This window comes from Variovorax sp. Soil_C_17 (genome assembly GCF_057657265.1).
Genome location: NZ_JBDGIT010000002.1, coordinates 335148 through 355323, shown reverse-complemented (window position 1 = coordinate 355323; position 20176 = coordinate 335148). Strand labels below are relative to the sequence as shown.

Sequence of the window (20176 nt, the reverse complement as noted above, 5' to 3'; positions counted from 1 at the left end):
GAGAATAACTCTCATTTGATCGCCTACAATCCCGCGTCCCTCTTCTCGATACGAACACCGTCGCCCGGGCCCGGCCCGCCGGCCCGGCGATCCCATGCACAAGTTCTTCGTTGCGATGCCGCTCGCACTGGCGGCCCAGCTCGCCTGCGCGCAAGCCACTCCTTCCACCCCCGCGGCCGGCGGCGAGCTCGGCGCGGTGACCGTCCGATCCGACCGCAGCAGCGGCTTCGTCGCCGACACCGTCGAGGCCGGCACCTTTCGCGGGGCCAGCATCATGGACGTGCCGGCCACCGTCAACACGGTCACGCGCGAAGTCATCGAGCTGCAGGGCGCCACCGGCATCTACGACGTGCTGCGCAACACGGCCGGCGTCACGCGCCAGCAGAACGGCGGCGACACCTTCGACCAGCTGGTGATCCGCGGCATCGCGGTCGAGAACCGCACCAACTTCCGGCTCAACGGCTCGCTCGCGATTCCCAACGTGTCCGAGATGCCGCTGGAGAACAAGGAGCGGGTCGAGGTGCTCAAGGGTGCCTCCGCGCTCTACTACGGCTTCACCTCGCCGGCCGGCGTGATCAACCTCGTCACCAAGCGCGCGGGCAGCACGCCGGTCAGCTCGATCGGCACCAGCTTCGACGACCAGGGCACGGTGCAGGGCTTCGTCGACCTGGGCCGGCAGTTCGGCGAGCAGAACCAGTACGGCCTGCGCATCAACGCGGCCGGCGGGCAGCTCGGCTCGACCATCGACGGCGTGGACGGCAACCGCAAATTCCTGTCGGCCGCCTTCGACTGGCGCATCAACAGCCGGCTCAGGCTCAAGGCCGACCTGGAGTACTACCGCAAGAGCATCGTCGAGCAGGCGGGCATCGTGCGCCTGGCGGCCGTCAACGGCGTGATCCCGCTGCCGGCGCTGCCCGACCCGCACAAGCTGATCGGCCCGCCGTGGGCCGTGTTCGAGGCCGAGGTCAAGAACAGCCAGCTGCGCGCCGACTATTCGCTCGGCGACCACTGGTCGCTGATGGTGGAGGCCGGCCATTCGGAAGCACAGCGCGACCGGCGCCTGGCGATGTTCGGCAACTACAACGTGCGCACCGGCGCCGGCCGCATCACCGGCAATGTGCAGCACCTGGAGCAGAGCTCCGACCTGCTGCGCACGGAGCTCTTCGGCACCTTCGCGACCGGCGGCGTGCAGCACGAGCTCACGCTCGGCGCGGCGCGCAGCGACAAGCGCCAGGACCCGATCTTCCAGCGCAATTACGGCGGCGCCACCACGGCGCAGAACCTGTACTTTCCGCGCGCCATCGGCTTCCTGCCGCTCACGGCGCTGCCCGCCCAGCCCACCACCGGCGCGCAGGACAGCCGGGAGCTGGGCCTGTATGCGCTCGACCGCATCGTCTTTTCGCCGGAATGGCAACTGGTGGCGGGCGTGCGGCACACACGCTTCGAGAGCACGCAGTTCGCGAGCGCCACGCTGCCGCAGATCGACTACGACGTGAAGAAGACCACGCCGCTGGCCGCGCTGAGCTACAAGTTCACGCCCGACCTCATGGCTTATGTCTCCTATGCCGAGGGCGTGGAGGAAGGCGAAGTCGCGCCTGCCGGCACCGCGAACCAGAACAACCGCATGCCGCCGGGCATCAGCAAGCAGAAAGAGGCCGGGCTGCGCTGGCTCACCGGCACGGGCATGCTGCTGTCGGCCGCGCTCTTCGACATCGAGCGGCCCGGCGCCTACACCAACAGCGCCAATACCTTCGTGGCCGACGGCCGCCAACGCTATCGCGGCCTCGAGCTCTCGGCGCAGGGGCAGCTGACGCGGCAGCTCGCCTGGCAACTCTCGGCCCAGACGCTGGATGCGCAGTTCCGCGACATCAACGCCCAATACGACGGCAAGAGGCCCGAGAACACGGCGAAGCACACGGCGAGCGCCTTCCTCTCCTACGACATCGCGGCGGTGCCGGGGCTTTCGGTCAACGGCGGCGCCTACTACACCGGCAGGCGGCCGATCGACGACCTGAACCAGGGCTTCATCGGCGGCGCCACGATCTTCGCGGCCGGCGCGCGCTATGTCACGAAGCTCTTCGGCAAGCGCACGCTGTGGCAGCTCAACATCGACAACCTGGGCGACAAGCGCTACTGGTCGGCGGCCGGCACGCGGCTGGCGGTGGGCGTTCCACGCACGATCAAGGCGACCGTCAAGGTCGACCTCTGAGGGAGCAGGCAGCATGGCTCTTCTGCGACGCGCCTGGTTCCAGATCCATTGGTTCATCGGCATCACGGCCGGATCGCTGCTGCTCGTCATCGGCCTGAGCGGCGCGCTCCTTTCCTTCCGCGCCGAGATCACCGACCTGATCGATCCGGCCCTGCGTCGCCTGCCGCATGCGGCCGATGCCCGGCCCCTCGCCCCGGCCGAGCTGCTGGAGCGGCTGCAGGCCGCGCAGCCGGGGCGGCGCGTGGCGGCGCTGACGCTGTTCGCCGAGGCAGGCCGCCCGGCACGCGTGAACTTCGCGCCGCCGGCCGGCGAGCGCGCCGGCGAGACGCGCCTGGCCGATCCCTACACCGGCGCCCTGCAGCCCGAGCCCCGCGCCGAGGCCTTCTTCGAGTTCGCCGAAAGCCTGCACCGCTGGCTGCTGTTGCCGCGCGACACCGGCAAGCCGGTCACGGGCACCCTGGCCGTGGCACTTCTGGTGCTCGCACTGTCGGGCCTGTACCTGCGCTGGCCGCGGCGGCCGCTCGCGTGGCGCCACTGGCTGCGGCTCGACTTCGCGCTCAGCGGCCGCGCCTTCCTGTGGAACCTGCACGCCGTGGCGGGCACCCTCGCGCTGCTCGCCTACCTGCTGTCCGCGTCCACCGGGCTCTACTGGGCCTTCGACGCGGTGCGCACGCGGGTCGACGATGCGGCAGGCGAAGGGCGTGCCGCGCGCATGCAGCGCATGCAGGGCGCCGCCGGCGCGCCGGTCCGGCTCGACCTGCAGCGCGTATGGCGCTCCTTCCAGCAAACGACCTCGGGCGACTGGAGCCAGGTCACGCTGCGACTGCCCGCGCGCAATGCCTCGCAGGTCGAGGCCACCTACCTGCGCGCCGAGCCCGAGCACGAGCGCGCGCGCAACCGGCTGTACCTGCACGCCGCCACCGGCGAGGCGATGCAGCACGAGCGCCATGCCGACAAGCCGCTGGCCGGCCGGCTCGTCAGCAGCATCTATGCCCTGCACATGGGCAGCTACTGGGGCTTGCCGGGCCGCATCGCCATGATGTCGAGCGCCCTGGCCCTGGCGCTGTTCGCCATCACCGGCTGGATGCTGTACCTGGGCCGCCGCCGCACGAAGCGTGCGGTGCGCGCGGAGCGCGGGCGATTGGGCCTGCCGCCTGCCGTCCCGGCGCAAGGGGGCGAGCAGGTGCTGATCGCCTTCGCCACGCAGACAGGCCACGCCGAGCGCGTCGCCCTGCAGACCGCCGGCGCGCTGCACGCGGCCGGCGTCGGCACGGTGGTCAAGACTCTGTCCGATCTGAGCGTCGATGCGCTGCTGCACTTCCGCAAGGTGCTGTGGGTGGTCAGCACCTTCGGCGACGGCGATCCGCCCGATGCGGCGCGCGCCTTCGCGCGCAGGTTCGCGCAGCAGGCGGGCCCGCAGCTGCGGCATGTGCACTACGGCGTGCTCGCGCTCGGCGACTGGCAATACGCCACCTTCTGCGGCTTCGGCCGCAAGCTCGACCACGACCTGCGCAGCCAGGGCGCGCAGGCGCTGTTCCCGATGGTGGAGGTCGACAACGGCAACCCGGAGGCGATCGGCCGCTGGCAGCGTGCGATCGCCGATGCCTTCGACCTGCGCATCGACGCCTGGCAGGCGCAGCAGCCGTCCGCGCCTTCCGGCCGCGCCTTCGAAGCCTGGCGCCTCGCGCGCCGCACCCTGCTGAACGAGGGCAGCCAGGGCGATCCGCTCTTCGAGATCGAGCTGCGCTCCACGGGCGAACGAAGCTGGGCACCGGGCGCGCTGGTCGAGGTGCTGCCGCGCCATCCGGACGGCGGCGCGCAGCTGCCGCTCGCGCCGCGCAGGTACTCGGTCGCGTCGATCCCTGCCGACGGCTGCGTCCAGCTGCTGGTGCGGCAGGCGCGGCACGACAACGGCCTGGGACTCGCCTCCGGCTGGCTCACCGCGCACGCGCCGCTCGGCGCGGACATCGAGATGCGGCTGGTCGCCAACCCGGGCTTCGGGCCGGCGGACGAGGACCGGCCCGGCATCTTCATCGGCAACGGCTCCGGCTTCGCGGGCCTGCGCTCGCACCTGCGCGAACGCACGCGGCGTGGGCATGGCCGCAACTGGCTGGTGTACGGCGAGCGCCAGTCCGCGCACGACGCGATCTGCGCCAACGAGATCGCGCAATGGCAGGCGCTGGGCCTGCTGGCGCGCGCCGACCTCGTCTACTCGCGCGACCAGGCGCAACGCGTGTACGTGCAGGACCGCCTGCGCGAGGCGGCCGGCGAGCTGCGCCACTGGATCGCCGAAGGCGCCGTGGTGTACGTGTGCGGCAGCCTCGAAGGCATGGCGCCCGGCGTGGACGCGGCGCTCGGCGAGGTGCTGGGCGCGCAAGGGCTGGACGCCCTCATCGCGCAGGGCCGCTACCGGCGCGACGTCTACTGATCTAGCCCAGCAGCGGCACCCCGGTCAGCCAGGCGTGCCCCCAGAACAGCAAGCCCGCGTAGACCAACAGGCCACCCGCGAGCGCCGCGATGTCATTGACCGCACTCGGCGGTGCGCCCGGCACTTTGCGAGGCACGGCGCGGCGGCCCACGGAAATCCGGTCGGCCACGGCCCAGACGAGGAAGCCGCCGAACAGGAGCAGGTCGGCCAGCGTGCCATTGGCCAGCAAGTGCGCCGCAGCCCAGAACATCACGGCCAGCAGCATGGGATGCCGGGCCGCGCGTTGCAGGCGCCCGGGCAGGTAGGCCGCGAACAGCAGGGGAAACACCGGCAGCATCAGCAGCATCGCGACATGGCGCAGCGCGGGCGGCGGCGCGTAGAGCACCAGCGGTGCCTGGCGGGCGAGGCCGTAGCCATGAATGAGCAGGACCAGGGCGGCGAGCGAGATCAGGGCGTAGACGCCTTTCCAGGGCTTTTCGCCGCGGCGTGCGATCTGCCTGTCGCGCCAGGCCGGGGCGACGATCGACACGGAATGAATGCCGAGGAACAGGACGAGGCCAAGGACGAGAAGAGACATGGAGGTTCTCCGCGCAGCACTTGCGCTGCCACATTCTGGCAGCGCCTCGCGCGCCTCGCGACCATCGGCCTGCTTGCGTTTTTCTCAATCGTCGGCCCCATGAATATCGTTTGAGCATTCGGGCTCGAAAGCCAAAACTCCACTCATCCCACCGGCTTCGTGCCGGCTTCCTTGAGAACCAGGAGACTTTTGTGCCCGAGCTTTCGTACCCCTTGTGGAGCACCGCTCCCGAACCCGCCCTCCTCGCCTCGCGCGAGCGTGCCGGCGGCGCGCTGGTCTTTCCCGCGCTGCCGCCCGCCTCGCCGCTCGCGGGCCGGCACGAGACCGTCGCCGTCGATGCCGTCGGCGCGGTCTACAGCTACACCGTGATCCACCCGAGCGCCAAGAGCGGCGAGGCCCCTTACGCGCTCGGCTACGTCGACCTCCCCGGCCCGGTGCGCCTCTTCGGCCGGCTCTGCGGCAAGCCGCGGCCTGCCATCGGCGAGCGCTATGCCGCGCGCCCCGACGAACGATTCGGCTACGTCTTCGTGGCCGTCGAGCACTGATTCAGCCAAGGAGCACGAGCATGCAGGACATCCACATCACCGGCGGCGCGATGACGCCCTTCGGCCGCCACCCCGGCGTCTTGGCGCCCGAGCTGGCGCAGCAAGCCATCCTGAAGGCCATGGACGACGCGGGCGTCGCCAAGGACCAGATCCAGGCCATCTACTGCGCCAACGTGCTCGGGGGCATGATCCTCGGGCAGCTGATCGTGCGCGACCTGGGCTTTGCCGGCATCCCGGTCTACAACGTCGAGAACGCCTGCGCGAGCGGCGCCACCGCCGTCCATCTGGCGCGCCATGCGCTGCTCGCGCAGCAGTACGACACGGTGCTGGTCTTCGGCATCGAGCAGCTCACGGCACTGGGCGGCGGCACCATTCCGCTGCAGCGCAACGACCACAAGACCGAGCTCTACGCGAAGGCCGGCATGGTGCTGCCGGCGGTGTATGCGATGCGCGGCACGCGCTTCCTGCACGAGCGCGACGCGACGCCGGCCGACCTGGCCGCCGTGGCGGTGAAGAACCGCCGTCACGGCTCGCTCAACGACCATGCGCAGCAGCGCACCGAAACCACGGTCGAAGAAGTGCTGGCCTCGCGCATGATCGCCGACCCGCTGACGCTCCTGCAGTGCTGCCCCTCGCAGGTGGACGGCGCTGCGGCCGTGGTCCTGAGCACGCGCCCCGGGAGCAAGCAGAAGCCGGTGAAGGTGCTGTCTTCGGTCGTCGTCTCCGGCATCCGCGAAGAAGCCGACGACGACATCCTCGATGCCGAGATCACGGCCCGCGCCGCACGCCAGGCCTACGAGCAGGCGGGCGTCGGTCCACAGGACGTGAACGTGGTCGAACTGCACGACGCCTTCACCATCGCCGAGCTGCTGTACTACGAGGCGCTGGGCCTGGCGCCGCGCGGCGAGGCGGTGCCGCTGCTGCGCTCCGGCGCGACCGCGCTGGGCGGCCGCGTGCCGGTCAACCCGAGCGGCGGCCTGCTGGCCAAGGGCCATCCGCTGGGCGCCACCGGCGTGGCGCAGATGGTGGAGCTCATGTGGCACCTGCAGGGCCGTGCCGGCGCACGCCAGGTGGCGAATGCGCGCATCGGGCTGGCGCAGTGCACCGGCGGCGGGATTGCCGGCGTCGATCACGCGGCCTCTTCCGTCCACCTCCTGGGAGTCTGAGCATGACTGCTGCACGATTCGAACCGGGCCGGGTGGCCGTGGTGACGGGCGCCGCCCGCGGCATCGGCCTCGGCATCGCGAAGCGCCTCGCGCAGGAAGGCCTGGCCGTGGCGCTGCTGGACCGCGACGCCGCGGCCCTGGACGATGCGGTCGCCTCGCTGGCCCGCGAGGATTTCCAGGCCATCGGCGTGACCGTCGACCTGACCGACTCCGCCGCGGTCGACCGGGCGATGGCAGAGGTCGTCCAGAAGGCCGGCCGCATCGACCACCTCGTCAACAACGCCGGCGCGGTGCGCGACATGCGTTTTCTGAAGATGAGCGACGAGGACTGGGACCTGGTCATCGACACCAACCTGCGCTCGCAGTTCCTGTGCTGCCGCGCGGTGCTGCCGGGGATGATCGAGCACGGCCATGGGCGCATCGTGAACATCTCCTCGCGCGCCTGGCTGGGCGGCTTCGGCCAGGCCAACTACTCGGCGGCCAAGGGCGGCGTGGTGAGCCTGACGCGCTCGCTGGCCATCGAGTTCGCCTCCCAGGGCGTGACGGTGAACGCCGTCGCGCCGGGCATCGTCGACACGCCGCTGTTCCGCAACTTCGCGCCCGAGGTCCAGTCACGCCTGAAGGGCTCCGTGCCGGTGAAGCGCATCGGCACCGCGGAGGACATCGCCAACGCGGTCGTGTTCTTCCTCGACCCCCGGTCGTCCTATGTGACGGGGCAGACGCTGTACGTGTGCGGCGGGCGCAGCCTGTCTTCGCCGAGCGTGTGAGGTGAGGCCATGAACGTTCGATTCGAGACCCACGGCGCAGTCGCCGTGCTGACCATCGACCGGCAGCAGGCGCTCAACGCCCTGAACGTGGAGGCGCTGCGCGAGCTGCGCGCGCACCTGGCGGAAGTGCGCGATCGCGGCGACCTGCGCGCCGCCATCCTCACCGGCGCGGGCGAGCGCGCCTTCTGTGCCGGCGCCGACCTGAAGGGAACGCAGACCTCTCCGGCGGGCTATGCGGAAGCGGTGTTCCAGTCCGCCGAACGCTCCGCGGACCTGGGCCTGTACATCCGCCTGATGGACCTGACGGAGCTGTGCGTCTGGAAGCCGGTCATCGCAGCGGTGAACGGCCATTGCCTCGGAGCCGGCCTCGAGATCGCGCTGCAGTGCGACCTGCGCATCGCATCCTCCAGCGCCAGCTTCGGGCTGCCGGAAGCGAAGGTGGGGTCGATTCCCGCGGTGTCCGGCCTGCACCGCCTGCTGAAGGCGGTGCCCTCCGCCCATGCGATGCGAATGGCCTTGACCGGCGAGCGCATCGCCGCGGCCGAGGCCCATCGCATCGGCCTCGTGACGGAGGTGGTGCAGCCCCAGGCCCTGATGGACCGCGCGCTGGCGCTCGCGCAGACCGTGGCCGCCAATGCGCCGCTGGCGGTGCAGGCCATCAAGAAGCTCTCGCGCCGGACGCAGCACCTGAGCGAGGCCGACGCGCAGCAGCTCACCGAGCTTTACTGGGGCGTGCTGCGCGACACCGAAGACCGCCTCGAAGGCCGCAAGGCCTTTGCCGAGAAGCGCCCCCCTGCCTACACCGGCCGCTGAGGCGACCGCCCATTCCACCAAGGAGACAGAGCATGAACACCCTCACCCGCCGCCACGCCCTCGTGGCACTGGCCGCATTCATGGCGACGCTGGCCCTGCCGGCCGCGGCGCAGGCCGAGTTCCCGAAGCAGAAGCCGATCACGCTGGTCGTTCCCTTCGCCCCCGGCGGCGGCAACGACATCCTGGCGCGCGCGATCGCGCCGCGCATGGGCCAGCTGCTGGGCCAGACCATCGTCATCGACAACCGGCCCGGCGCCGGCGGCAACCTCGGCACCGAGCTGGTCTCGCGGGCCGCGCCCGACGGCTACACCCTCGTCATCGCATCGAGCCAGGTCACGATGAATCCCTTCCTCGACATGAAGGTGCCGTTTCGCATCGAGCGCGACTTCGAGCCGGTCGGCCTGCTGGGCTCGGTGCCCATCGTGCTGGTCGCGAACATCCAGGAGCCGTACAAGACGCTGCCGGAGTTCATCGCCCATGCGAAGGCCCACCCGGGCAAGCTGAACTACAGCAGCCCCGGCAACGGCACGCCGCAGCACCTGGCCGGCGAGGTTTTCGCCAAGCTCAACAAGACCGAGATGCTGCATGTGCCTTACCGCGGCACGGGGCCGTCGATCACCGACCTCATCGCCGGGCAGGTGCAGGTCTCGTTCGCGACCTACGCCTCGGTGGCGCAGCACGTCCAGGCCGGCAAGCTGCGCGCGCTGGGTGTGGCGGGGCAGAAGCGCACCGCCCTCATGCCGGAGCTGCCCACCTTCGGCGACGCCGGCATGAAAGGCTACGACGCCAGCCTCTGGTACAGCCTGCTGGCGCCGGCGAAGACGCCGGCCGCGGTGGTGAACAAGCTGAACGAGGCGATGGCCGCTGCGTTGAAGGACCCGGCCGTGGCCAGGCAGATCGCCGGCCAGGGCTTCGAGGTGCAGAGCTCGACGCCGGCGGAGCTCAAGGCGTACATCGGCCAGGAGCTCAAGCGCTGGGAACGGGTGATCCACGACAACGGCATCAAGGTGTCGCCGTGAGCGCGGCCGGATTCGCCGACGCACCGGGCGGCGCCGACAACCCGCTGCTCGAGTACCTGGGCATCGTGCCTGTGGAGGTGGGCGCGGGCCATGCCACCTTCCAGGTCGAGGTCGACGCGCGCCACCTCAACCGCCAGGGCAGCCTGCAGGGCGGCGTCGCGGCGACCCTGCTGGACGCGGCCTGCGGCTACGCCGGCCTGGCCGCGCGAGAGGGTGAGGCGATGGGGCAGGCGGTCACGGTGTCGCTTGCCATCAACTACCTTCGCCGCGCCGGCACCGGCCGCCTGCGCGCCACGGGCAAGGTCACGAAGGCGGGGCGCAGCCTCTACTTTTCATCGGGCGAGCTCCTCACCGAAGCGGGCGAGCTGGTTGCCACTGCCCAAGGCGCCTTCAAGCGCAGCCCCACACCTTCTTCCCCTGGAGCCTGACCATGCTTCGCCATGCCCTGGACGGCCTGACGGTCGTCGACTTCACGCAGATCGGCGCGGGACCGACCTGCACCATGCTGCTGGCCGACATGGGCGCGCGCGTGCTCAAGATCGAATCGCCCGAGGGCGAGCTCGGCCGCGGCCTCGGGCCCGGCTGGATCGGCGAGGACGCAGCGCTCTACCACGGCTTCAACCGCAACAAGCTGGGTGTGTCGCTCGACCTGAAGACGGAAGGCGGCGTGGCGGTGGCGAGGCGCCTCGTCGCCGGCGCCGACATCGTGGTCGAGAGCATGCGGCCGGGCGTGATGGCCCGGCTGGGCCTGGGCTTCGAGGCGCTCGCCGGCGCGCATCCCGGGCTCATCTACTGTTCCATCTCGGCCTACGGCCAGACCGGCCCCTATGCCCAGCGCGCGGGCGTCGACGGCATCGTGCAGGCGGATTCCGGCCTCATGAGCCTCATCGGGACCGAAGGCGCGGAGCCTTGCAAGGTGCAGGCGCCGATCGTCGACGTGATGACCGGCTACGTCGCGGTCATGGCCGTGCTCGCCAAGCTTGCGCAGCGCGCCCGCGACGGACGAGGCGGCCAGCTCGACGTGAGCCTCATCAATGCCGCGCTGGCGCTGCAGCAATCGTCCATCACCAGCTACTTCGCCGACGCGCAGCTGCCGGTGCGCGTCGGCAGCGCGGCGCCCTACTCGGCACCCAACCAGGCCTTCGAGACGCGCGATGGCTGGCTGATGATCGCCGCCTACATGCCCGAGCGCTGGACGAAGCTGTGTGCACTGCTGGGCCTGCCCCGGCTCGCGACCGATCCGCGCTTCGCCACCTCGCCCCTGCGCGTCGCCAACCGCGGGGCCCTGGTCGAGATCCTGACGGCGGTGCTGAAGACGCGCACGACCGAGGAATGGCTGCCGCTGCTGCGCGCCGCCGACATCCTGTGTGCGCGGGTGGCGAGCTACGAGGACCTCGCGCGGCACCCACAGCTCGAGGCCAACGGCATGTTGGCGCAGGTCGAGCATCCGCTGCACGGGACGATCCGCATGCCGGGCTTCCCGGTCGACAGCGCGCAGGCCAATGCGCAAGCGCACCGGGCGGCTCCCTCCTGCGGGGAGCACACGCGGCAGGTGCTGCGCGCCTCCGGCTTCGGTGACGGGGAGATCGAGGCGCTGCTGGGCGCCGGGGCGATCCGTTGCGCGGACACGGAGGCTCAGGTCGCTGCGCCGGCCTTCGCCGGCTGAGCCTTCCTGAACTGCTCCATCATCCAGAGCCTGAAGGTCGTCATGTGCGCCGGCTCGTCCCGATGGCCGGGCGTGAGCAGGTAGTAGGTGAAGTCGCCCATGTCGAGCGTCTTGCCGAAGGGCATCACCAGCCGGCCTTCCTCCAGGTCTTTCTCGACCAGGAAGAGCTGCGCCATCGCGACGCCCTGGCCCTCGATCGCGGCGGCGTAGCTCATCGCCGAGCTCTCGTAGGTCATGCCGGCGCGCGGGTCGAGCCGGCCGGCACCACCGGCCGCCTCCAGCCAAAAGGCCCAGTCGTCCGGCCGGGCGATGGTGTGCAGCAGCGTGTAGTGCGCCAGGTCGGCCGGACGCTTGAGCTTCGGCCCCTTCTTCAGCAGCTCGGGGCTGGCGACCGGCGCCAGGACGTTGTCGAGCAGCCGGTAACTGTGGGTGCCAGGCCAGTTGCCGTCGCCCAGGCGAATCGCGCCGTCGATGTCCTCCTTGCGGAAGTCCACCGGCTCGAGCGACGCCTTCAGCAGCACCTCGACGTCCGGGTGCGCGGCATGGAAGCCCGACAGCCGCGGGATCAGCCAGCGCATGGCGAAGGTGGTGTAGGCGCGGATCTTGAGCTGCTTGCGCTGGCTGCGGCGCTTGAGCCGGCGCGTCGCGTCGCGCAGCGACTCGATCGCGCGCGCCACCGCGCGGTAGTAGTCGGCGCCCTGCCGCGTGAGCGCGATCTGCCGGTGCCCGCGCTTGAGCAGTTGCAGGCCCAGCGTCTCCTCGAGGCTCTTGATCTGCCGACTGACAGCGCCCGGCGTGACGCTGAGCTCGTCGGCCGCGAGCGTGATGCTCATGTGGCGTGCGGCGGCTTCGAAGGCGCGGATGGCGTTGAGGGGCGGCAGGCGATCCATGCCGGGACCTTAGCCCTCGGTTGAGCTGCGCTCAATCGTGGAATGCCTCTATGAGCGTGCCGGCCGGGTCCGCGGGGCGCCAGCTGTAACACTTGCGATGTACTCCACATCCGGGGGCACAATTCGGGAACGCGGGCCCGCGTGGCCTTGGGGGAAGCCTTTAGTGAAAGCAGCAGAGATCCCGCCGGTTGCACTGTTCGCCATGGAGCCCATGGCTCTGGATGCGCTGCCTGCCGCGCCGACGGTCAGCGTCGCCGTCATCTGCTTCAACTACGGCCGCTTCTTGCCAGAGTGCCTGGACAGCTGCCTGGCGCAGACCGTGCCGCCGGACCAGATCGTGGTGGTGAACGACGGCTCGACCGACGACACCGCACAGGTGCTGGACGGCTATGCCGCGCGCTTCTCCCGGGTCCTGCCCATCCACCAGCGCAACGGCGGCATCTGCGCAGCCACGAATGCGGCGCTCGCCGCCTGCACCGGCGACGTGGTGCTGCTGCTCGATGCCGACGACGCAATGGCGCCGGAACGCGTCGAGAAGGTGCTGGCTGCGCTGCGCGGGCGCGTGGGCGGGCACCTTCCCGGGTGGACGCACAACGCCATGCAGCGCTTCTCGGAGGGGCAGCCGCATCTGGGCCTCGCGCCCTACTACCCCGGCGGGCGCGCCCCCGAGGGCTGGCTTGCCGCCGAGACCCTGAAGGCCGCTTCCTGCCCCGTGCTCTCGCTGACCTCGGGCCTGGCCTTCCGGCGCGAAGTCCTCGAGGCCATCGGTCCGCTGGATACCGATCGCGGGATGTACCAGGACCTGCAGCTGTGCACCGCCGCGGCGCTGATCAGCCCGAGCGCCTGGATTCCCGAGCCGCTGACGCGCTACCGCGTACACGGAGCCTCCGCGACCAAGGGCTCGATGGTGTCGGTGGAGCAGATCAAGGCGATGCGGCAGCGGGCGGCACGCTTCGACCTCTGGCTGCGCGCGCAGCTTGAACGCCACCGGCCGGGCGCCTCCGCGCTGTGGCGGCGGCTCGACGACCAGGGCGGCTATCTGTGGCTCAGCTTCCTGGAGCGCTGGCTGTCCGGCGAGGGCAAGGACCTCGGCCTGCTGCGGCGGGCGCTGCGCCACCCGGACACGCGCCAGGGGCCGAGGCAGTACCGCCTCTACTACTACGGCAGCCTGCTGCTGCCACGCGGCATGTTCGTCTCGTACTCGCGGCTCATCTTCGGGGCGAGTCCGCTGAAGACCGTGCTGCGCCGGCTGCTGGGCCGGGCCTGAGAGGCTCAGCCGCCGCGCACGCCCTGCGTGTTGACGTAGAGCGCGTAGAGCGACTGGCTCGCCGCCATGAACAGCCGGTTGCGCGCCGCGCCGCCGAAGCAGACATTGGCACAGCGCTCCGGCAGCGCGATGCGGCCGATGGGCGTGGCGTCGGGCGCGAACACCATCACCCCGTCGCGGCCCTCGCCGGTGCCCCAGCCGGCCCAGAGGTTGCCGTCGACATCGCAGCGAAAGCCGTCCGGCGAACCCTGCGGGTCGGCCTGCACGAACACGCGGCCGTTCTTCAGGCCCTGGCCGTCATCGCTCAAGTCGAACACGCGGATGCGCCGCGGCGTGCTGCCCGACTCGACCACGTAGAGCAGGCGCTCGTCGGGCGAGAAGCACAGGCCGTTGGGGCGCTCGATGTCGCTGCAGACCACGGTGGCCTCGCCTGTTTTTCCGTCGACGCGGTAGACGTTGGTCGGCAGTTCGGGCTCCGCCGCATGGCCTTCATAGTGGCCGAGGATGCCGAAAGGCGGATCGGTGAACCAGATCGAATCGTCCGACTTGACCACGATGTCGTTGGGCGAGTTGAGGCGCTTGCCCTTGAAGCTGTCGAGGATCACCGTGATCGCGCCGTCGTACTCGGTGCGCGTCACGCGCCGGGTGCCGTGCTCGCAGGAAAGCAGCCTGCCCTGCCGGTCGCGCGTGTGGCCGTTGGCGAAGTTCGAGGGCTTGCGGAAATGGCTGACGGCGCCGGTCTCCTCGTCCCAGCGCAGCACGCGGTTGTTGGGGATGTCGCTCCACAGCAGGCAGCGGCCATCGCCGAACCACACCGGTCCCTCGGCCCAGCGGAAGCCGGTGGCGAGGCGCTCGACGGCCGCGCTCATCAAGCGGTATTTCGCGAAGCGGGGGTCGAGAATCTCGATGGCGGGATCGGGGTAGCGCTGGGCGGGTTGCCACATGGTGGGGCTCTGGGGATGAAGGATCTGCAGTTTGCTCTTGACTAGCGGCCGGCCGCATGCGGCGCGTGCGGCGTCAGGTCCAGGACGGGGCGCTTGGGCGCAACGATGCTCTCTTCGAAGTTGACGGTCCATTTCTGGGCTGCGGTGATGCCCTGCACGGTGTGGCCGTTCTCGAACCTGGGGCCGGCGTCATAAATGTGGAGCGCCAGGCCGAAGAGGACCCTGCTGACCTCGCCGGGGTCGAGTCCGCGGAAATGACACTGGATGTCGACGAGGCCCAGCGCGCCGAGCCCGAGCGTGTCCATGATGATGTCGCCGCCGTCGGCCTTGTCGCTGCCCATGGTTCGGTAGAACCGGACATTGACCGCGCCAGGCAAGGGAAACTGCAGACCATGCTCGTCGACCGCGGCGAGAAAGGCGCCGGGAGAGACGATCTGTCCGGCTTCCCGCCAATGGATGCCGGCACACGGGAGCATGTCGACGACGCCGGCGAGCACGCCTTGGAAGAGCCGCAGCCGCTCCTTGCACGGGAGCCCGGAGGACATGAGGTCGCTCAGGAGCAGCATGTGGCGAGCATCGCGAACGGCGTTGCTCGCCTCGAGCCAGGACCAGGACTGCTGGAGAGGCTGCTCCAGCGTCGCGGGGTCGAGGAGATCGTCCGTCTTCAAGATCAAGGTTCGAGCCGGCACGGCCCCGTCATTGCAGAGGACGGCATGCGCTGGATGAACGAAGGCAAAGGCGTCCTTGGCGGGGCGCATGAGCTCGCACCCGGGAAGGCGGCGCTGCACCGCCTCCACCAGGCTCGCGCCGTCCGGCAGCGGGCGCTCGTTGAAGAGGAGCACGACTCCGTAGCTTCGGGCAAAGATTCCGTCCGGTTGTCTTCGAGATGGGGCCGTCATGTGATTGCTGTTCGGAAACGCCCAGCGCTTGGCCTCAGGTAGCGAGGCGGGCCCAGCCCGATCGGCGTTCTGCCGAGCCGGGGAGGGTCGGGCGCGCAATCGTATCCAGTTCACATGGCATCGAGGCAGCCGCGGCACTTTCCGCGACCATCTCGGCAGAGCGCCAGTCTCTGTGCGCCGAAGCCCGATCCGACACATACCGATCTGGTCTGGTCTTCTGTCGCGTCGATGCAGACTGCTTCGACGCTCCTCATCGTCCGGATCTCGCAGACACGGAGCGCTACCGCCGCCGCGACATGAAGGCAATGATCTCGCCCATGATGCCGCGCCGGAAGGCCAGCACGCAGATCACGAAGATCAGGCCCGTGACCATGGTGACCGATTCGCCCAGCGTGCCGAACCATTCGATGGAGGTCAGGCTGGCCAGCAGGTGCCCGAACTCGCCGATCTTGTTCTCGAGCAGCACCACCACGGCCGAGCCGACCAGCGGGCCGGAGAGCGTGCCCAGACCGCCCACCAGCGTCATGAGGATCACCTGGCCCGAGGCGGTCCAGTGCACGTCGGACAGCGTGGCGAAGCCCAGCACCAGCGTCTTGAGCGAGCCGGCCAGGCCCGAGAGCGCGGCCGAGATCACGAAGGCCAGCAGCTTGAAGCGGCCCACGTCGTAGCCCAGCGAGAGCGCGCGCGGCTCGTTCTCCTTGATGCCCTTGAGCACCTGGCCGAAGGGCGAGTGGATGGTGCGCACGATCAGCAGGAAGCCGACGACCACGATGATCAGTGCCACGTAGTACATGGTCAGGTCGTTCTGCAGGTCGATCACGCCGAAGAGCTTGCCGCGGGGCACGCCCTGCAGGCCGTCTTCGCCGCCGGTGAAGTTGGCCTGCAGGCAGATGAAGAAGACCATCTGCGCCAGCGCCAGCGTGATCATCGCGAAATAGATGCCCTGGCGGCGGATGGCCAGCACGCCGAAGACCCAGCCCAGCAGCCCGCCGGTGAGGGTGCCGGCGATGAGGCCCAGCTCGGGCGTCAGGCCCCAGACCTTCATGGCGTGCCCGGCGATGTAGGCCGAGCCGCCGAGAAAGGCCGCATGGCCGAAGGACAGCAGGCCCGTGTAGCCGAGCAGCAGGTTGAAGGCCGAGGCGAACAGCGCGAAGCACATGAGCTTCATCACGAACACCGGGTAGGCGCCGAGGAAAGGCGCGACGATCAGCGCGAGCAGCAGCAGGCCGTAGAGGACGAGGGAGATGTTGTTGTTCTTCATCATCGAGTGAGCCGCTTCACTTCTCTTTGCCGAACAGGCCGGCCGGCCGGATCAGGAGCACGATGACCATGATCACGAAGACGACGGTGGACGAGCCCTCGGGATAGAAGACGCGGGTGAAGCCTTCGATCACGCCCAGGCCCAGGCCCGTGAGGATGGCGCCCATGATCGAGCCCATGCCGCCGATCACCACCACCGCGAAGACCACGATGATGAGGTTCTGCCCCATCAGCGGCGAGACCTGGATCACCGGCGCCGCCAGCACGCCCGCGAAGGCGGCGAGCGCCACGCCGAAGCCGTAGGTGAGCGTGATCATCAGCGGCACGTTGACGCCGAAGGCTTCCACCAGGCGCGGGTTCTCGGTGCCGGCGCGCAGGTAGGCGCCCAGGCGCGTCTTCTCGATCACGAACCAGGTGGCGAAGCAGACCACCAGCGAGGCCACCACCACCCAGGCCCGGTAGTTGGGCAGGATCATGAAGCCGAGGTCGGTGGCGCTGGCGAGCGCATCGGGCGTGTCGTAGGGCAGGCCCGAGACGCCGTAGACGGAGCGGAACACCCCCTCGATCAAGAGGGTGAGGCCCAGCGTGAGCAGCAAGCCGTAGAGATGGTCGAGCTTGTAGATCCAGCGCAGCAGCAGCCGCTCGATGACGACGCCGAAGAGGCCGACCACGATCGGCGCCGCGATGAGCATCACCCAGTAGTTGATCCCGAGGTAGTTCATCGCCATCCAGGTCAGCACCGCGCCCAGCATGAACAGGGCGCCGTGCGCGAAGTTGATGACGTTGAGCAGGCCGAAGATCACCGCGAGCCCGAGGCTCAGGATCGCGTAGAACGATCCGTTGACCAGCCCGAGGAGGAGCTGGCTCAGCAGGGCAGGCAGCGAAATTTGCATACAGGGAAGAACGATGATCGGGATCGAGGGGTCAGCTTATTTCCAGAGGGCGCACTTGGACTCGGCCTTCGTCGTGAAGACCTGCTCGCCCGGCAGCGTCTTGACCACCTTGAGGTAGTCCCAGGGCTTCTTCGACTCGGACGCGGCCTTGACCTGCACCAGGTACATGTCGTGCACATAGCGGCCGTCGGCGCGGATCTGGCCCTTGCCGTAGAAGTCGCTGATCGGCATTTTCTTGAGCTGCTCCATCACCTTGTCGGCATCGGTGCTCTTGGCAGCCTCGACCGCCTTCAGGTACGTCATGGTGGCCGAGTAGTCGGCGGCCTGGATGTCGGTGGGCATGCGCTTGGTCTTGTCGAAATAGCGCGTGGCCCACTTGCGCGTCTCGTCGTTCAAGTCCCAGTACCAGCTGGTGGTGTGCAGCAGGCCCTCGGTGTTCTTCAGGCCCAGGCTGTGGATGTCGCTCAGGAAGACCAGCAGGCCCGCCACCTTCATCGTCTTGCCGATGCCGAATTCGCGCGCGGCCTTGATGGAGTTGATGGTGTCGCCGCCGGCGTTGGCCAGGCCCAGGATCTGCGCCTTGGAGTTCTGTGCCTGCAGCAGGAAGGAGGAGAAGTCCGAAGCATTGAGCGGATGGCGCACCGTGCCCACCACCGTGCCGCCCTTTTCCTTGACGATGCGGCTGGTGTCGGCTTCCAGCGCGTGGCCGAAGGCGTAGTCGGCGGTCAGGAAGAACCAGCTCTTGCCGCCCTGCTCGACCACCGTGGCGCCGGTGCCCTTGGCGAGCGCGACGGTGTCGTAGGCGTAGTGCACGGTGTAGGGGCTGCACTGGTCGTTGGTGAGTGCCGAGCTGGCGGCGCCGTTGTTGAAGTAGACGCGCTTCTTCTCCTGCGCGACCTTCGCGGTGGCCAGTGCGGTGCCGGAGTTGGTGCCGCCGAAGACCATGGTCACGCCCGCGGTGTCGATCCATTCGCGCGCCTTGGAGGCGGCGATGTCGGCCTTGTTCTGGTGGTCGGCCGTGAGCAGTTCGATGGGCTGGCCGAGCGCCTTGCCGCCGAAGTCGGCGATGGCCATCTCGATCGCGGTGGCGCCGCCCTTGCCTTCGAGGTCGGAGTAGAGGCTGGACATGTCGGTGACGAAGCCGATCTTGACCTTCTCCTGCGCCTGTGCGCCGGAAGCCAGGGCCAGTGCGCCGACGGCCAGCGCGATCGCGGTGAATGCAGTCTTCATGGTGTCTCCTTCAGTCAAAAAAAAAGTGAACGGGATCAGACGCCGAGCAATTCGTGCAGCGTCGGCATCTTGGCTTCGAGCTCGGCCGCACCGAACTTCTCGACGATGCGGCCGTGCTCCATCACGTAGAAGCGATCGGCCAGCGGCGCTGCAAAACGGAAGTTCTGCTCCACCATGACCACCGTGTAGCCCTTGCCGCGCAAGGTGTGGATCATGCGGGCGAGGGCCTGCACGATCACCGGGGCCAGTCCCTCCGAGATCTCGTCGAGCAAGAGCAGCCTGGCGCCGGTGCGCAGGATGCGCGCCACCGCCAGCATCTGCTGCTCGCCGCCCGACAGCCGGGTGCCCTGGCTGTTGCGGCGCTCGGCCAGGTTGGGGAACATGGCGTAGATCTCCTCCACCGACATGCCCTTGTCCGGCCCCTTGAGTGCGGGCGGCAACAGCAGGTTCTCCTCCGCCGAGAGACTGGCGAAGATGCCGCGCTCTTCCGGGCAGTAGCCGATGCCGTGGTGGGCGATGCGGTGCGTGGCCATGCCGATGGTCTCGGTGCCGTGGACCTTGATGCTGCCCTTGCGCGCGCCGGTCAGGCCCAGGATGGCGCGCATCGTGGTGGTGCGCCCTGCCCCGTTGCGGCCGAGCAGCGTGACGACCTCGCCGGGCTGCACGACCATGTCGACGCCGTGCAGCACGTGGGATTCGCCGTACCAGGCATGGAGGTCCTTGATCTCGAGTGCAGGAACGCTCATTCAATGGGCTCCCTGCAGCTGGCCGTCGGTGGTGCCCATGTAGGCTTCCATCACCTGCGGGTTCCGAGATACCTCGGCATACGGCCCTTCGGCGAGCACGGCGCCGCGCTGCAGCACCGTGATGGTGTCGGCGATGGTGGAGACCACGCTCATGTTGTGCTCGACCATCAATATGGTGCGGCCGGCCGAGACGCGCTTGATCAGTTCGGCCACGCGGTGCACGTCTTCATGGCCCATGCCCTGCGTGGGCTCGTCGAGCAGCATCAGCTCGGGCTCCATGGCGAGCGTGGTCGCGATCTCGAGCGCGCGCTTGCGGCCGTAGGGCAGGTTGACGGTTTGTTCGTCGGCGAGGTCCTCCAGGCCGACCTCGGCCAGCAGCGCGCGAGCGCGGGCATCCAGCGGCTTGAGGGTCTTCTCGCTCTTCCAGAAGTGGTAGGAGGTGCCGAGCGCGCGCTGCAGGCCCAGGCGCACGTTCTCGAGCAGCGTGAGGTGCGGAAACACGGCGGAGATCTGGAAGGAGCGGATGATGCCGCGGCGCGCGATCTGCGCGGGGCGCTCGCCCGTGATGTCGTGGCCGTTGAAGAGGATGGTTCCCGAGGTGGGCTCGAGGAACTTGGTGAGCAGGTTGAAGCAGGTCGTCTTGCCCGCGCCATTGGGCCCGATCAAGGCATGGATGGAGCCGCGCACCACCTTCAGATCGACGTTGCTGACGGCGGTGAAGCCCTTGAATTCCTTGGTGAGCTGGCGTGTTTCGAGAATGATGTCGCTCATCTCGCGCGGTCGGCCGGATACTGGCAGGGAAGATCGGTCATGCGGTTCATTTGAGCGCGCCACCATGGCTGCGCGGAACGCATTGT

19 protein-coding genes are annotated in these 20176 nt (G+C 69.2%); 10 read left to right on the top strand and 9 right to left on the bottom strand.

The window, feature by feature from the left end; genetic code table 11:
• Positions 1-94 precede the first annotated feature (94 nt).
• Complete coding sequence (locus tag AC3A6Y_RS10325; RefSeq protein WP_487868128.1) at positions 95-2209, top strand: TonB-dependent siderophore receptor; 2115 nt, start codon at positions 95-97, stop codon at positions 2207-2209.
• A gap of 13 nt (positions 2210-2222) precedes the next feature.
• Positions 2223-4637: a PepSY domain-containing protein gene (locus AC3A6Y_RS10320; protein WP_487868127.1), complete on the top strand. Its 2415-nt coding sequence runs from the start codon at positions 2223-2225 to the stop codon at positions 4635-4637.
• 1 nt (position 4638) lies between these two features.
• Here AC3A6Y_RS10320 and AC3A6Y_RS10315 read toward each other — a convergent pair whose 3' ends face one another.
• Positions 4639-5214: an NnrU family protein gene (locus AC3A6Y_RS10315; protein WP_487868126.1), complete on the bottom strand. Its 576-nt coding sequence runs from the start codon at positions 5212-5214 to the stop codon at positions 4639-4641.
• A gap of 191 nt (positions 5215-5405) precedes the next feature.
• On the opposite strand from AC3A6Y_RS10315, the gene AC3A6Y_RS10310 reads away from it, so the two are divergent.
• From AC3A6Y_RS10310 to AC3A6Y_RS10280, 7 genes are read left to right on the top strand one after another with little or no spacing between them, the layout of a single operon-like run.
• Positions 5406-5759 (top strand): Zn-ribbon domain-containing OB-fold protein, encoded by a 354-nt coding sequence (locus AC3A6Y_RS10310; protein ID WP_487868125.1) that lies wholly within the window; start codon positions 5406-5408, stop codon positions 5757-5759.
• A 20-nt stretch (positions 5760-5779) separates the two neighbouring features.
• Positions 5780-6925: a thiolase family protein gene (locus AC3A6Y_RS10305; RefSeq protein ID WP_487868124.1), complete on the top strand. Its 1146-nt coding sequence runs from the start codon at positions 5780-5782 to the stop codon at positions 6923-6925.
• A 2-nt stretch (positions 6926-6927) separates the two neighbouring features.
• Positions 6928-7692, top strand: coding sequence for an SDR family NAD(P)-dependent oxidoreductase (locus AC3A6Y_RS10300; RefSeq protein ID WP_487868123.1), 765 nt, complete (start codon positions 6928-6930; stop codon positions 7690-7692).
• Positions 7693-7701: 9 nt separating this feature from the next.
• Positions 7702-8505 (top strand): enoyl-CoA hydratase/isomerase family protein, encoded by an 804-nt coding sequence (locus AC3A6Y_RS10295; RefSeq protein WP_487868122.1) that lies wholly within the window; start codon positions 7702-7704, stop codon positions 8503-8505.
• A 32-nt stretch (positions 8506-8537) separates the two neighbouring features.
• A complete protein-coding gene (locus AC3A6Y_RS10290; protein ID WP_487868121.1) occupies positions 8538-9524 on the top strand; it encodes a Bug family tripartite tricarboxylate transporter substrate binding protein in 987 nt (328 codons plus the stop codon).
• On the top strand, positions 9521-9952 hold the full coding sequence (locus AC3A6Y_RS10285; RefSeq protein WP_487868120.1) for a PaaI family thioesterase: 432 nt from the start codon (positions 9521-9523) through the stop codon (positions 9950-9952). Before AC3A6Y_RS10290 ends, AC3A6Y_RS10285 begins: the two co-directional genes overlap by 4 nt.
• Before the next feature lie 2 nt (positions 9953-9954).
• Complete coding sequence (locus AC3A6Y_RS10280; RefSeq protein ID WP_487868119.1) at positions 9955-11190, top strand: CaiB/BaiF CoA transferase family protein; 1236 nt, start codon at positions 9955-9957, stop codon at positions 11188-11190.
• Here the strand turns inward: AC3A6Y_RS10280 and gcvA are convergent.
• Complete coding sequence (gene gcvA, locus AC3A6Y_RS10275; RefSeq protein WP_487868118.1) at positions 11160-12080, bottom strand: transcriptional regulator GcvA; 921 nt, start codon at positions 12078-12080, stop codon at positions 11160-11162. The genes AC3A6Y_RS10280 and gcvA overlap by 31 nt on opposite strands.
• Positions 12081-12282: 202 nt before the next feature.
• Here gcvA and AC3A6Y_RS10270 point away from each other — a divergent pair, with 202 nt between their 5' ends.
• Positions 12283-13347 carry a glycosyltransferase family 2 protein gene (locus AC3A6Y_RS10270; protein WP_487868117.1) on the top strand — a complete coding sequence of 355 codons (1065 nt, stop codon included), beginning with the start codon at positions 12283-12285 and terminating at the stop codon, positions 13345-13347.
• Positions 13348-13352: 5 nt separating this feature from the next.
• On the opposite strand, the gene AC3A6Y_RS10265 is transcribed toward AC3A6Y_RS10270, so the two are convergent.
• From AC3A6Y_RS10265 to AC3A6Y_RS10235, 7 genes are all read right to left on the bottom strand, one after another.
• Positions 13353-14291, bottom strand: a complete 939-nt coding sequence (locus AC3A6Y_RS10265; protein WP_487868116.1) for an SMP-30/gluconolactonase/LRE family protein — start codon at positions 14289-14291, stop codon at positions 13353-13355.
• A gap of 41 nt (positions 14292-14332) precedes the next feature.
• Positions 14333-15133: a DUF4261 domain-containing protein gene (locus tag AC3A6Y_RS10260; protein ID WP_487868115.1), complete on the bottom strand. Its 801-nt coding sequence runs from the start codon at positions 15131-15133 to the stop codon at positions 14333-14335.
• Between the two features lie 337 nt (positions 15134-15470).
• Positions 15471-16451 (bottom strand): branched-chain amino acid ABC transporter permease, encoded by a 981-nt coding sequence (locus tag AC3A6Y_RS10255; protein ID WP_487868114.1) that lies wholly within the window; start codon positions 16449-16451, stop codon positions 15471-15473.
• Between the two features lie 16 nt (positions 16452-16467).
• Entirely contained in the window at positions 16468-17343 is an 876-nt protein-coding gene (locus tag AC3A6Y_RS10250) for a branched-chain amino acid ABC transporter permease (protein WP_309964353.1), read from the bottom strand.
• Between the two features lie 36 nt (positions 17344-17379).
• On the bottom strand, positions 17380-18573 hold the full coding sequence (locus tag AC3A6Y_RS10245; protein ID WP_487868113.1) for an ABC transporter substrate-binding protein: 1194 nt from the start codon (positions 18571-18573) through the stop codon (positions 17380-17382).
• Positions 18574-18608: 35 nt separating this feature from the next.
• The gene (locus tag AC3A6Y_RS10240; RefSeq protein ID WP_487868112.1) at positions 18609-19319 is read right to left on the bottom strand and encodes an ABC transporter ATP-binding protein; all 711 of its coding nucleotides are present in this window, start codon (positions 19317-19319) and stop codon (positions 18609-18611) included.
• A complete protein-coding gene (locus tag AC3A6Y_RS10235) occupies positions 19320-20090 on the bottom strand; it encodes an ABC transporter ATP-binding protein (RefSeq protein WP_487868111.1) in 771 nt (256 codons plus the stop codon).
• Positions 20091-20176 lie beyond the last annotated feature (86 nt).

What these genes read in the sequence shown, in the direction of transcription:
- AC3A6Y_RS10265 (WP_487868116.1), bottom strand. Translation starts at nt 14,291, where the DNA reads ATGTGGCAACCCGCCCAGCGCTACCCCGATCCCGCCATCGAGATTCTC.
- AC3A6Y_RS10305 (WP_487868124.1), top strand. Translation starts at nt 5,780, where the DNA reads ATGCAGGACATCCACATCACCGGCGGCGCGATGACGCCCTTCGGCCGC.
- AC3A6Y_RS10245 (WP_487868113.1), bottom strand. Translation starts at nt 18,573, where the DNA reads ATGAAGACTGCATTCACCGCGATCGCGCTGGCCGTCGGCGCACTGGCC.
- AC3A6Y_RS10280 (WP_487868119.1), top strand. Translation starts at nt 9,955, where the DNA reads ATGCTTCGCCATGCCCTGGACGGCCTGACGGTCGTCGACTTCACGCAG.
- AC3A6Y_RS10325 (WP_487868128.1), top strand. Translation starts at nt 95, where the DNA reads ATGCACAAGTTCTTCGTTGCGATGCCGCTCGCACTGGCGGCCCAGCTC.
- AC3A6Y_RS10235 (WP_487868111.1), bottom strand. Translation starts at nt 20,090, where the DNA reads ATGAGCGACATCATTCTCGAAACACGCCAGCTCACCAAGGAATTCAAG.
- AC3A6Y_RS10315 (WP_487868126.1), bottom strand. Translation starts at nt 5,214, where the DNA reads ATGTCTCTTCTCGTCCTTGGCCTCGTCCTGTTCCTCGGCATTCATTCC.
- AC3A6Y_RS10240 (WP_487868112.1), bottom strand. Translation starts at nt 19,319, where the DNA reads ATGAGCGTTCCTGCACTCGAGATCAAGGACCTCCATGCCTGGTACGGC.
- AC3A6Y_RS10270 (WP_487868117.1), top strand. Translation starts at nt 12,283, where the DNA reads ATGGAGCCCATGGCTCTGGATGCGCTGCCTGCCGCGCCGACGGTCAGC.
- AC3A6Y_RS10300 (WP_487868123.1), top strand. Translation starts at nt 6,928, where the DNA reads ATGACTGCTGCACGATTCGAACCGGGCCGGGTGGCCGTGGTGACGGGC.
- AC3A6Y_RS10250 (WP_309964353.1), bottom strand. Translation starts at nt 17,343, where the DNA reads ATGCAAATTTCGCTGCCTGCCCTGCTGAGCCAGCTCCTCCTCGGGCTG.
- AC3A6Y_RS10255 (WP_487868114.1), bottom strand. Translation starts at nt 16,451, where the DNA reads ATGAAGAACAACAACATCTCCCTCGTCCTCTACGGCCTGCTGCTGCTC.
- gcvA (WP_487868118.1), bottom strand. Translation starts at nt 12,080, where the DNA reads ATGGATCGCCTGCCGCCCCTCAACGCCATCCGCGCCTTCGAAGCCGCC.
- AC3A6Y_RS10295 (WP_487868122.1), top strand. Translation starts at nt 7,702, where the DNA reads ATGAACGTTCGATTCGAGACCCACGGCGCAGTCGCCGTGCTGACCATC.
- AC3A6Y_RS10320 (WP_487868127.1), top strand. Translation starts at nt 2,223, where the DNA reads ATGGCTCTTCTGCGACGCGCCTGGTTCCAGATCCATTGGTTCATCGGC.
- AC3A6Y_RS10290 (WP_487868121.1), top strand. Translation starts at nt 8,538, where the DNA reads ATGAACACCCTCACCCGCCGCCACGCCCTCGTGGCACTGGCCGCATTC.